Source organism: Niameybacter massiliensis (assembly GCF_001282685.1).
Classification (GTDB): domain Bacteria; phylum Bacillota; class Clostridia; order Lachnospirales; family Cellulosilyticaceae; genus Holtiella; species Holtiella tumoricola.
The window spans coordinates 1,696,019-1,708,466 of sequence record NZ_LN875035.1; the positions used below are offsets into that span (position 1 = coordinate 1,696,019).

Below are 12,448 nucleotides of genomic sequence, written 5' to 3' on the forward strand. Positions count from 1 at the left end.
AACCTATTTTATTATTTTACTTTTACTTTGCTTAACTAAAAACTCAAATACAAAATAATTAATTTATTTTATTTAATTTATTCTTGCAATTAAATTTCTTATTTTATATAATACTCTTGTCAATTATTTAAATACTTACGATAAAAGTTTTTCTTTAAAAGAATTATTATTTACACACATATTTTATTATAAGTATTCTATTGAGTTTATCTTTAAAATAACTCACTAATTAGCATATCCTTAAAAGAGTAGATGTCCTATCATCTACTCTTTTTTATTATTCGTCTATTGTGTACAATCTATTCAGTGCTAGTTTATATAAAGAACTGCATATATTTATATGAGTATATGACGGAGGTATTCGCTATGACTGATTTCTACCAAGATCAAAGACTCAATGATCTCTTTCTTAAAAGTGAAACTCATTTTTATAAAAATTATTATTGTAATCTGCACACTGCTACTCTCGTCCCCTTTAAGGAATTATCTGATTGCAATTGTCCTAGCTATTTTAAACTTCAGCTTTCTACTTCTCCAACCTATTATGAACTTTCTACTATAAGTACTTTACTTATTAGCCTTTATTCAATGTGCACTACCTTTTCTTTTATTATAGATGTAACATCAACTCAAATTATTTTTTATATAGGCTTACGTTCTGATTCTAATACTAACTGTTCTGTACAATTATTTCAAAAGTTATTCTATAATAAAAATCATAGGATTGATATTTCATCTTTACATCCTGAAAATATAAATAGTATTGTATCTACAACATTAACTCCTGATTCTACACAACTTACCTCTTCATTTTTCACTGATTTTTTAAATCAAACTAAGGGACAATGCTTTAAATTTTTTCTTTTTGCTACACCTCTATGCAACACTATCTATAATCAATCCGCTAACAATATACAAGAACTATTTACTGCCCTTACACCCTTTAGAAATTATGAATGTAATCATCATCATCATCATACCACTACCTGTACTGATACCCATACGACTAATACTAATCAGAGCCAAAATACAAGCTGTACTGAAGGGAAAACAACAACTTCTGCCCATAACAACTCTAATTCATGCACCCAAGCATTAACCCTAAACTCCAATAAAAGCACTTCTGTTACAGTTAATCAAAATAATAATACCTCTTCAAATAAAGGAAATACAGATACATTAAACAATAGCCTTTCAAATACTAATGCCAATCAATGTGTTAAATCTGATACTGATACTCATTCAACTGGCATCACTGATTTGACAATAAATTCAACGAGATATCAGACCGAAAATAGACGTGCACAAATGCTTATTACTCAAGCTACTCAATTATTAGATTACTATCACGCTACTTTCAAACTTCCCCTATACACTTTCAATACTTTTGTTACTGCTTGTGATTTACCTACAGCCTTACTTGCTAATAGTACTTATATCAATTTACTCCCTACTCAGCCACTTTATAATACCTTCATTAATACTTGGTCCCAAAATTGCGAGGACTTTGAAGTTATAAAATGTGCTTTACTTAATTTACAACTCCCAAAATTCTGCTTATCTTTCCCAGAAAAACTTTACTTTGATCTTGGTCTTCCTGTAACCTCTTCCTCTCTTTCTGATCTAATCTATAATATACTTTCATATACACCTGAAGCACCCACTTCTACCACACAGGATTCATCTAGTAATATATAGAAAAGACGAGTATCATTCTAGGATGATACTCGTCTTTTCTATATGTATAGTGCTTTAAGTCTGAGGTATTAAAAATGGTTCCACCACAGGTTCTACTATCTCTTCTTTTACTTCAAATATAAATGCCGGATCTACCGGTACTTGATTTACTCTTAGTTCATAATGCAAAAGTGGTTTAGTTGCATCTCCACTATCTCCTGAAAATCCAATCAAGTCTCCTGCTTCTACCCTATCCCCTGCCTTTACTGCATATAAACTCATATGCATATAGCGAGATTCAATACCATCTCCATGATCAATAAATACCATATGTCCACCACCATTGTTCACACCTTTAGAGTCTGGTGCTGCCTTTGTGATAGTACCTGCTTCAACTGCATACAGAGGTGTTAACATTGGTATATCAATATCTATACCTTCATGAGTATATCCACCTCTATTTTCACCAAAAGGTGCTAACATCCTTGATATGCCTTCTACTGGTGATTTAAATAAAAGATTTGTTTGTGCAAAACTTATTAATGGTATGCCTAAAAATAGAGTTATCCCTATTAACCATCCATATTTCTTCTTCATTCGTATTTTCTCTCCTTTCTTTTATATTAATTTATATATTTTAACTATATATTATTTATATCGGTTAGTAAATAATTAAAAGGAGGTATTTCTACCTCCTTTGTCTACGGTTTATTTAAGCTTAATAAAATTTTTCTCCTCTTTGGCAAAGCTCAACAACTTCGTCAATACGCCTTTTAGCTTCATCACCTGTCTTTGAGGATTTAATATATTCAATCAAATGTTCCTGTTCACTTTTAGGTAGTGTTGCAAAATAACGCATCGCATCTTCATCTTGGGCAAGTTGCATTGTGAGTCCAAGAGGTAAACCATCATCTTCTAAGTCATACATCTCTTTTGCCTCCTTAAATGATCGCTTATATATTTGTTATTCGCACATTTCATTTTTTTTATGCCAGATTCCTTTAAAATAAAAAATACATGAAATAATTGTAGCAATTACCCATCCAATTGGCCAAGAAAGCCATATACCTGTTGATCCAAATGGTATAGCAAGAATAAAAGCTAAGATAACACGTAAAATTAAATCAGAAAAAGTTGTAACCATAAAAGCCCACATGACACCTGCTCCTCTTAATATACCATCAGCCATAAGCTTAACTGCAATAACTAGATAAAAAGGGGCTACAATTCTAAGAAAAGTTTCACCTACTTTTATAGCTTCTATATTAGTTGCATTCATAAAAATTTGTATCATTTGCTTTGGTAAGCAGAAGAATAAAAATATAAAAGGTATAACAACACAAATCATAAGCTTCAATGCTTCTTTAAATCCTTCTTTTATACGCTGTATTTTTTTTGCTCCTATATTTTGAGCTGTAAAACTAGATAGACTACTTGCCATCGTGGTAAATGATGTAATTGCAAACGTGTTAAGTTTTATAGCTGCAGAATAGCCTGCAATTATATTCGACCCATAGCTATTTACAAGCCCTTGAATAAACAGGTTGCCTACTGATATAAAACTCTGTTGTAAAATACTTGGGATAGCTACTTTAGCAATACGTCCTAGCATCTCTTTTGAAAACTTCGGATAATGTTCTTCTGTATGAATTTGTTTCGTTCTTTTAACAAGAGCTAAAGCCGCAAGTATAGATGCAATACCCTGTGCAATAAAAGTTGCCCAAGCCACACCTGCTACTCCCCATTTAAATCCAACCACAAAGAGTATATCTAGTATTATATTCCCTATAGAAGAAGCAATCAAAAACCATAACGGCGTAGTTGAATCACCTAATGCTGTGAATACTCCTGTACAAATATTATATAAAAAGAGAAAGATTAATCCTCCAATATAAATATTTAAATAAAGTGCACTATCTTGAAAAATATTATCTGGTGTATGTAATAAAGTCATTAAAAGCCCACTACCCCAAAGGCCTAATCCTGTAATGAATATACTTAATGTAATAATAGATATAAGAGAAGTACTTATTGCAGTTTTAAGCTTCTCATACTGTTTTGCCCCAAATAGCTGGGAGATTACAACGCTACAACCAATATTAGAACCCGTGGCTACAGCCATAAAGATCATTGTTATAGGGTAGGATGCCCCAACTGCTGCTAGCGCATCAGCTCCAACAAATTGTCCTACTACTACACTGTCTGCAATGTTATAAAGCTGTTGAAAAATTACACTTATTAACATAGGAATAGCAAATTTAAAAAGTATTTTGCTTGGTTTTCCTTCTGTCATATCTGTTATAGATGCCATTTTCATTCCTTCTTTACTTAATATTTACCTATACATGATATGACTATTGGACGAAATTTTCAATCTATTACTTTCTTTTCATCTAACTATTTTACCTAAATGTTCTAGAAAACGATCATAAAAGATAGGGCTATAAGTTTCTCAACCTATAGCCCTATCTTTTATGGTTATTATAAATTAGTCACAATAAAATTCATCAATATTTCTTAAGTCCATCCCAAAGTATCTCCATCTGCCTCGCATGAATCTCCAACCTGCTACTGAGCGCCTTCCTACATAGGTAATAAAAGCCCAGAATCCCCTACCATTTTCAGGCCATATATAGGTAAATCTATAGAGACATGGGAACACTGCACCTGGGTCAACAGCTTTAACAGATGGTCCCATTCCCTTAGGTCCACCTTGTTGGATTTCACTTGTTTCATTGTATCCTTTTGAGTTAACCTTCTTACCTTTTCCTTTTTCTGGTACAAAGTTTGGAGGAGGACTAGGTGGAATACCATTTGCCCTATCCATATCTTCACGTCTATACATTTGCTCTACTCCTTTTATCTGATGTTCTCTATACCAGTATATGGGAACATTATGCAATAAGTTCCAGTCTACGTGCCGCTTAATAGTTATCTCTTTTTAGTCTTACATATAAGTTGTGTCATTGTTCCCATTGGGCAATATACACACCAAGATTTAGGTTTATAGAGTATCATTGTAATAATACTTATAATAAGTGAAGTGAGCATCATACTATAAAATCCAAATGCAAATTGAGCTATCCATGGTGCCACTATACTTACATCAGATATATTCCAAGGTACTTTAATAGTCCATAAAAGTGTAATTATTCCTCTAAGACTTTGTGCTCCTTGAAATACAAGGTACTTATTAAAAATCATACTTACAAACATTCCTAAGAAAAATATTAAAAATCCATATCTAAAGTACTTATGCTTCATCCATTTTGGCATAGATTGATACCTAGATAATTTCAGCTTATTTCCTAATAAATCTAAAAGTTGCCCACGTCCACAATAATGATGACAATATGATTTATTACCTGTAAATATAGAAATCATTAGTGGGGTCAAAAAGCAAATCATACCTAGCCAACCAAATAAAACATTAAAAAATCCTAAAATAAAATACAAGCTAGTTAAAATCCATAAGTATTCCCACCATTTTTTCTTCTTTTTATTATTTGTCATTTAGTCTACCTCTTTCATATCAATTGTAGAAGCCGTGCATACTTTACTACATTTAGTACATCCCACACATTTATCTAAATTAATAATTGCCGTTACTCCTTCTGGAATAGAAATAGCACCTACTGGACAATTATTCATACATACACCACAAGCTGCACAATAGTTGAAGTCTACTACTGCTTTTTTTCTTTTTCTCTTATCGCTCATACCTGCCTCCCAAAATTAAACTCATAATGTATCTTTATCTTACAGATAATTATGGGTTCATTCTGTAACTGTGTCACATATCTGTTATGTATTCCATTATACATCCTGTTATTTTCTTCCTATTGCCCCATCTTTTAACATATGCTATACTTTTACCGCATAATCTGTTATGCACTATACGAACTATAAGCGGAGGCTAGAATGAAAAAATTTCTATTAGTGGCTACTGTAGCCCTATCTACACTATCTTTTGTAGGGTGTGCGGCACCTACATCTGAAACATCTGTTGCAACTACACCAACCTACAAAAATGGTACATATCGTGGGGGATACTTAGACGGAACTGTTGAAGTAGAATTTGCTTTAACTGATAATGTTATTGAATCAGTAAAATACAGAAAACTTAAATATAAAGATACAGACTTCTTAGCAAAAGATGCAAGTGAAACAACTGTATTATTAGCAGGTCAATATCAATCTCTTATTGATCACTTAGTAGGTAAAAATATTTCTGCCATTGATGATTTATACCATCCTGGTGAAATCGCTGAAACAATTGATGGTTTATCAAGTGCTTCTATCAAAGAAGGTGAAGTAATCGATACACTTTCAGGAGCTACACTTAGAAGTGGTAAAATCATTTCTGCACTTAATGATGGTTTAAACAGAGGCGCATATAAATTAGCTGAATAATAAATTTAGGGAGGTGACTAATCATCTCCCTAAATTTAATTCTCTGTTCCTATTCTGTTATTTCTAATATTTTCAATTGACAATTACATTAAAATTTGATATTTTAACTACTGTTGACTTAATTAAACGGACATTTAAAATAACTTGTTAGGAGAACTAATATGAACGAGACTAAAGTAAAAGTAATCACTGCTGATCCTTCGGCATTAGGTCTTTTCGGGCTTGCTATTGTTACATTAGTAGCATCTTCACAAAAGTTAGGACTTACATCTGGTGTATCACTTGTTTTACCATGGGCAATCTTCCTTGGTGCATCTGCTCAGCTTATGGCATGTATCCATGACTTCAAACACAATAACACTTTCGGTGCAACAGCTTTTGGTGCATATGCATTTTTCTGGTATGCAATGGGCTTTACATGGTTAATTCAAAACGGAGTATTTGGTGAAACATTAGCAGCTAGCGTAGATGGTAAACAATTAGGTTTCGCCTTCTTAGGCTACTTAATCTTCACTATCTTTATGACAATTGGTGCTATGGAAACTCACAAAGTATTATTTACAATCTTTGTACTTATTGATTTCTTATTCATCGGTTTAGCATTCTCTTCATTTGGTATTATGGAACATGGAATGCATCAATTAGCAGCTTATGCTGAACTTGCTATTGCAATTGTATCATTCTACGGATGTGGCGCTGCTGTACTTAATACACACTTTGGACGTGTATTCTTACCAGTAGGTAAACCATTTGGCATTTTTAAAAAATAATATAAATAATAAAAGGAGTAGGGTTAACCCTACTCTTTTTATTATTTATATTACCTTAAAGCTCATCTTTCTTCACTTTACATTTATCTTTGGGTATCTCAATATATCCAAGCCCTACGCGTCTATTCCATAAATGTTCACCTATATCTTTTAGGCTAATTTCTTTCTCTAAATCTGCATTTGAACTAAGCAAGAATTTTCCAAAGCACCAAAATTTGATGGTAAAACCCTCTTCATCATCTACTACTAAACATACGTGATGCTTTTTCTTAATCTGACCTAAACTTGTAAAATAACTTAAATCGCCTCCAAGTCCTAATGAAATTAAAATTGTCTTATCATTAGATAACGCAATGCAAATCCATATGCCTTTATGATAGACTTCTTTGACTAAAACGCCCCTAGTCTTCCTATTCCACTCTCGTACTGAAAGATTAGTACATCTAGGCTGTAAGATATCAATGTCACTGATTCTTTTGTCCTTTAAAAGGTTATTCATTTTTTGAGCAAGTTGATAAATTTCTAGTAATTCAACCATCTTACCCCTCTTTTCTATCCTATGTCTATTTAATGTTTATTGCAATCTGTCATTCTCTCTTCCTTTACTATACACCCTCTTACTAAATAATAGTATGCCAGATTCTAAAAACAAATAGACAGTCCCACATGATTTAGGACTGTCTATCTCTTAAAAGTTTACTTCATCTGGATTAATACCTGCTCCACCACAGAATGGAATCTCATCAATAACCTTTATATCTTCTACTGTTAACTCAAAATCAAATACTTTAGCATTTTCAATAATTCTACTTTCTGTAACTGATTTAGGAAGTGGCAATATATGGTGCTGTAAACACCACCTAATACAAACTTGTGCAACTGTTTTGCTATACTTCTTAGCTAAATCTATAAGTACTTCATTATTAAGTACATTGCCTGTTCCAAGTGGACTCCATGCCTCTACAAGAATATTATGTGCTTCACAATATTCTATTAAATCAAAGCGTGTAAAACCTGGATGGAATTCTACTTGGTTTACCATCGGCTTCACAGTCGCTGTTTCTAATAGCGCTTCTAAGTGATGTGGCAAGAAGTTGCTTACACCAATAGCCTTGATACGTCCATCATGATATAACTTTTCTAGTGCTCTCCAAGTTTCAGCATTTAGCTCTTTCCAGTTTGGAAATTGTTTTTCGATAGCTGGCCAATGAATAAGGTAAAGATCTAAATAGTCTAACTCTAATTTGCTCATTGTCTCTTCAAAAGCAGCTAATGTCTTTTCATAGCCTCTTTCGGTATTCCAAACTTTACTTGTTATAAAAAGTTGCTCACGAGGAATACCTAATTCTTTAATTGCCTTTCCAACACTGCCTTCATTTTGATAGCAGGCTGCTGTATCAATGTGAATATATCCTTCTTTTAATGCTACCTTAACAGACTCAACTGCTACTTCTCCATCTGGAGTTTGCCATGTTCCAAATCCAACACATGGAATTTCTACACCATTTACTAATGTAAATGTATCTGAAAGCTTATTAAATCTATGTTTCATTTCATTTACTCCTTCCTTTTTCTTTATTATAACTAGTGACTTACTCATCTACTAGTGTAATTATATAAAAATGGCTAAGTCTACGTACTGTATAGACTTAGTCATTACTCTACATTATTGTGGTAAATACTCTAATTTCAAATAAGAGAATTGCTCATAAGGAATAGTAAATTCTAATATGCCTACTGCATGAGGTGAAATAATATATTCATTTGCTACGACAACAAGACCTTTATCTGAAAGATACCATGTATCTTCTGTTAAAATATCTTTAATATCCTTTTCATAGCCTTCAAAGAAATAATCTTTATACTCATATTTCTTTGTTTCTTTTAAAATAAAATTATTGATAAATTCTGTAGCCTTTGGTACATCTGTTAAAATTTCATTTAGAGTTAATCTTTCACCTGTCTTTGTACTAAAGGTTTGAGCAAAACGTGTCCCATTAGGATGTGCTCCACCTGTATATTCATAATAGTTATCTATAAAGCTTATAACTTTATCATCTGCTCTACCTGTTGAGTATGTTTCACCTAATTCATATCCATGCCAATACTCTTGTTGTTCTTTAGTCCTTTGTTGATAATCCTGTTCTGCTAGCTTAATATATTCCTTCTCTCTTTGTTTAAATACTTTAAGTAGTTTCTTATAGTAAGTATTAATCTTTAAACTTGCCTTTTTATTTTCAGGTATAGTCACGCTAGGGCTATTACCTTGTACTGATAACATAATTACGCCATCTTTATCTTTAAATATTTCATCTATATCTTCATATTTAACTGTAATGATAGGTTCTACTGGCTCCTCTTTAGCGTATAAAGAAGTACAAGGTACTACATTCAATACACAAATGATTATAAGAATAATAGAGACTAAACGTTTCTTCATAAAAACACTCCTTATATCTATAAACTCTATCCTTATTATACCAAATTTCTACTATTAAATGCATAGTATTAAACATTGTATACATTTCTCATTAGAAGCATAAATAAAATGGAGTTTATGCCATGTAACAGGCACAAACTCCATTTCATTTATATTCTATCTATTAATTAGCAATCGATTGTAATACCTGTATCATATTGAGTATCATCAATAAGAAGTTTAACTTTCAAGCTACCTTTTAAACCTTCTTTGCTTACTGGGAACTCTACTGCACGTTCGTCAGATTCTTGGAATGTTCCTACACACATTGCAAGGAATGGTCTCTTAGTTGTTGGTACAAAGTAACGGTGTGTTGCTTCTTCACCTTCTAAGATAAGCATTACAAGTTGACCCTTTTCAAATGTTGCTTTTAAGATAATACGGTCTTCTTCTTCACCAACTCTTACATTATATGTATCTGGTACATCTTTTACTTCTTCAGCTGGTACTTCTGTCATCATTTCTTCTGTTACACCAAGTGTTCCTAATAATTCACCTTTGCCAAATGTTAATGCATCTGCCTCACAGTATAATGGAAGTTTTTCTGCACGGTAGTAGTTTGCTGGAATACGCATTTCAAACATAATTACATCATCTTTAATTTCAAATGTAATAGAATTGAATTCTACTTCGTCTACACTCACTGCTACTGGTGGGAAGTTACATGTTTCACCATCTTTTGTACCAATACCACCTGAATGTACCATGTAATGGCCTTCACCATAATATTCTACGTTTGAAATATATGTTGAGAAGAATTCTTTACCAAGTTCTTTACCAAATTGCCATACTTGCTCAATAGTCATATCTTCTGTGTTGATACGGTATCTAACACCACGTGAGAAGTTTTGGTCTGCTGGTACATATTTTTCTTTAACTTTAGAACGGTAGTGACCATTATCAAATACCATAATATCACCATCTGGTAAAACAACACATGCATGTTGTTCATATTGCCAATCGAAGTCACCATCACCTACTGGAGTAAAGAAATATTTATCCACCATTTCTTGTGGCCAACCTTCTGGATCCCCAAGAATCCAATTAAGTTCCCCTGTTTCATAGTCTAAGTTAATAACGATATCTTGGTGACGTCCTGATAATGATAAGCTATTTGTTCTCTTATCGTACCATACAGCATTGTTATGGAACCAGTCATGAGCATCTTGGCTTCCTGAACCACCTTTATCTTGTGGTAATACTTTTTGATAATCCCAAGTTTTAAGGATTTCACCTGTTTTACGGTCAACAAGCGCGCACATATCTTCTACAGTACCTCTTGGAAGGTCTTGTGTTAAGATAAGAAGATTACCATCTTCCATTTCAAACTGGTCATGATGGTATCCACTTGGAAGACGGTATTCTTTATAAATTTTACCAATCATACCAAGTTCATATAAACCTGTTGTATGGTATGGAGGTGCTACAAGACGATTGGTACCGATAAGTAAACGCCCATTTTTTACACGTTTAATATCAAATGCAAGGTTTAATGTCATGTACCAACGTACATCACCTTTATAGTCATATGCAGCTGTCATCGCTGGTGAAGTTGGTGATACAAATACTACATTACTTCCCATATATTCTGGTGTTGTTTCAACTTTAGTTGGTTGCTTTACTTTTTCTGGAGCTTCCTCTGTTTGAATTTCAAGAGTCGTTGTGCGACCCCCTTCAAGTTCAATAACAACTTGGTTGTTATATCCAGCATAAAGACCTAATACTTGTACAACATGTTCTTTAGCTTTAGGAAGTTCAAAAGACATATCTCCTGCTTCTTCTTTACCTTTTACAACAACACGTCCTGCTACTTCTTCTTCTGTTTTGAACATTACAACTGCTGTAAGCGGTGCAATAAGGTAAGGATTAAGTTTTACATATGGTTTTTCAAATGTGAATTCCCCTGTATTGTACTCGTTTAAAAATGCTTGTTCATTTTCAAATTGCTCTGTAATAATGTGTTTAAATTGTTTATAAATAACTGACATAATGTAGACCTCCTAGTCTGTGTCATAAGTATGTTTAAATTATAACAAATTCAAACCAAAACAAAATTAACCTATGTTACGAATTTCATTTTTGTCTAATTAATCATATACTATAATATAATTCATAGCAGAAAGGAGAATTTTCTATATGTTTAATTGTCTTCCCCCTGAAACTGCTTCTATGCCAAACTCCTTATTCCATGCTTTACAAGGTCAATACTTTGTAGGTTACGCCGATAATATTTCCTTAAATAATGGCAACAATGCCTGGGCTTCCCTCTCTAATCCTATTGGCTCTGGCGTAAATCTCTTTGTAAATGTTTGGACAGTCACAGAACCTTCTACTACACCTCTTAACATTCAAGTTTGGTTAAATGCTACACTTCCCGTTCCCCTTACTCCTTCGACATTTGTAACTCCTACAAATACAGCTTTTTTCCCTTTACCTACACCCGAAGTTCAAATTTTCAAAGCCTCTAATACCAATGCTACACCTACTGGTGGTGCCATCGCTTATACAAGACTCTCAGTACCTGGTCAAACATTAGCTGATGAAGAAGATGGTAAGTTTATCATTCCACCTGGTGGTAACTTTGCACTTTTCTTCTCAAATCCTAGTACTACTACAAATACTGCTAATATAAAAGTCGCATTTGGTTGGTGGGAAGAACCCATTTGCAGATACTAAAAGTGAATACTAAAATATGAAAAAGGGGGGCGGTTGCATAAGCAACAGCCCCTTGCTAATTATACTTTTTCCCATTCTTATCAAAAGTTCTTTTTAAAGCTTTCTCTACTGGTATGATAGATACAATTAGAATAATTGTTTGTACCACTACCAGTCCACTACAGATAATACCCTGTACAGCTTCTCCAAGAAAATAAGAAATGATAGTGAAGAAAATACTCACAATTAGTATCATCAAGCCCCATGTTCTCCACACTTTCCCACAATACTGGTGAGCAAAATTCCATGTATCTTGATTTTTCATGGACATAGATGTACGGTATCCATATACTCCATTAATATTTTTAGGAGGATTCTTCTCAAACATTATCCCAAATCCCAACATCATCAGTGGAATAAGAAGATTACATATTAATAAAAAGGTTTCCAAGTG

15 protein-coding genes are annotated in these 12,448 nt (G+C 33.1%); 4 read left to right on the forward strand and 11 right to left on the reverse strand.

What is annotated here, in order from left to right:
* Nucleotides 1-366 precede the first annotated feature (366 nt).
* Nucleotides 367-1,698 (forward strand): hypothetical protein, encoded by a 1,332-nt coding sequence (locus tag BN2390_RS13330; RefSeq protein WP_053984832.1) that lies wholly within the window; start codon nt 367-369, stop codon nt 1,696-1,698.
* A gap of 54 nt (nt 1,699-1,752) precedes the next feature.
* On the opposite strand, the gene BN2390_RS13335 is transcribed toward BN2390_RS13330, so the two are convergent.
* The 6 genes from BN2390_RS13335 to BN2390_RS13360 all read right to left on the reverse strand — a co-directional run bounded on the left by BN2390_RS13335 (nt 1,753) and on the right by BN2390_RS13360 (nt 5,397).
* Nucleotides 1,753-2,274 (reverse strand): M23 family metallopeptidase, encoded by a 522-nt coding sequence (locus BN2390_RS13335; RefSeq protein WP_053984833.1) that lies wholly within the window; start codon nt 2,272-2,274, stop codon nt 1,753-1,755.
* A gap of 121 nt (nt 2,275-2,395) precedes the next feature.
* Nucleotides 2,396-2,605 (reverse strand): YdeI/OmpD-associated family protein, encoded by a 210-nt coding sequence (locus BN2390_RS13340; protein ID WP_053984834.1) that lies wholly within the window; start codon nt 2,603-2,605, stop codon nt 2,396-2,398.
* A gap of 36 nt (nt 2,606-2,641) precedes the next feature.
* Nucleotides 2,642-3,988, reverse strand: coding sequence for an MATE family efflux transporter (locus BN2390_RS13345; RefSeq protein ID WP_053984835.1), 1,347 nt, complete (start codon nt 3,986-3,988; stop codon nt 2,642-2,644).
* Nucleotides 3,989-4,165: 177 nt separating this feature from the next.
* A complete protein-coding gene (locus BN2390_RS13350; RefSeq protein ID WP_053984836.1) occupies nt 4,166-4,522 on the reverse strand; it encodes a hypothetical protein in 357 nt (118 codons plus the stop codon).
* Nucleotides 4,523-4,608: 86 nt separating this feature from the next.
* On the reverse strand, nt 4,609-5,190 hold the full coding sequence (locus BN2390_RS13355; protein ID WP_053984837.1) for a 4Fe-4S binding protein: 582 nt from the start codon (nt 5,188-5,190) through the stop codon (nt 4,609-4,611).
* On the reverse strand, nt 5,191-5,397 hold the full coding sequence (locus BN2390_RS13360) for a 4Fe-4S binding protein (protein WP_053984838.1): 207 nt from the start codon (nt 5,395-5,397) through the stop codon (nt 5,191-5,193).
* 201 nt (nt 5,398-5,598) lie between these two features.
* Here BN2390_RS13360 and BN2390_RS13365 point away from each other — a divergent pair, with 201 nt between their 5' ends.
* Nucleotides 5,599-6,090: an FMN-binding protein gene (locus BN2390_RS13365; RefSeq protein WP_053984839.1), complete on the forward strand. Its 492-nt coding sequence runs from the start codon at nt 5,599-5,601 to the stop codon at nt 6,088-6,090.
* Nucleotides 6,091-6,251: 161 nt separating this feature from the next.
* The gene (locus BN2390_RS13370) at nt 6,252-6,860 is read left to right on the forward strand and encodes an acetate uptake transporter (protein ID WP_053984840.1); all 609 of its coding nucleotides are present in this window, start codon (nt 6,252-6,254) and stop codon (nt 6,858-6,860) included.
* A gap of 55 nt (nt 6,861-6,915) precedes the next feature.
* Here BN2390_RS13370 and BN2390_RS13375 read toward each other — a convergent pair whose 3' ends face one another.
* The 4 genes from BN2390_RS13375 to BN2390_RS13390 form a co-directional block, all read right to left on the reverse strand.
* Complete coding sequence (locus BN2390_RS13375) at nt 6,916-7,398, reverse strand: DNA-formamidopyrimidine glycosylase family protein (RefSeq protein ID WP_053984841.1); 483 nt, start codon at nt 7,396-7,398, stop codon at nt 6,916-6,918.
* 150 nt (nt 7,399-7,548) lie between these two features.
* Nucleotides 7,549-8,412: an aldo/keto reductase gene (locus BN2390_RS13380; RefSeq protein WP_053984842.1), complete on the reverse strand. Its 864-nt coding sequence runs from the start codon at nt 8,410-8,412 to the stop codon at nt 7,549-7,551.
* Between the two features lie 114 nt (nt 8,413-8,526).
* Nucleotides 8,527-9,300 carry a DUF3298 and DUF4163 domain-containing protein gene (locus tag BN2390_RS13385; RefSeq protein ID WP_053984843.1) on the reverse strand — a complete coding sequence of 258 codons (774 nt, stop codon included), beginning with the start codon at nt 9,298-9,300 and terminating at the stop codon, nt 8,527-8,529.
* A gap of 167 nt (nt 9,301-9,467) precedes the next feature.
* Nucleotides 9,468-11,327, reverse strand: a complete 1,860-nt coding sequence (locus BN2390_RS13390; RefSeq protein ID WP_053984844.1) for an aryl-sulfate sulfotransferase — start codon at nt 11,325-11,327, stop codon at nt 9,468-9,470.
* Between the two features lie 148 nt (nt 11,328-11,475).
* Between BN2390_RS13390 and BN2390_RS13395 the strand changes: the two genes are divergently transcribed.
* Complete coding sequence (locus tag BN2390_RS13395) at nt 11,476-12,015, forward strand: DUF6143 family protein (protein WP_053984845.1); 540 nt, start codon at nt 11,476-11,478, stop codon at nt 12,013-12,015.
* 55 nt (nt 12,016-12,070) lie between these two features.
* Here the strand turns inward: BN2390_RS13395 and BN2390_RS13400 are convergent, their stop codons facing one another.
* Nucleotides 12,071-12,445, reverse strand: a complete 375-nt coding sequence (locus BN2390_RS13400; protein WP_330373789.1) for an SdpI family protein — start codon at nt 12,443-12,445, stop codon at nt 12,071-12,073.
* Nucleotides 12,446-12,448 lie beyond the last annotated feature (3 nt).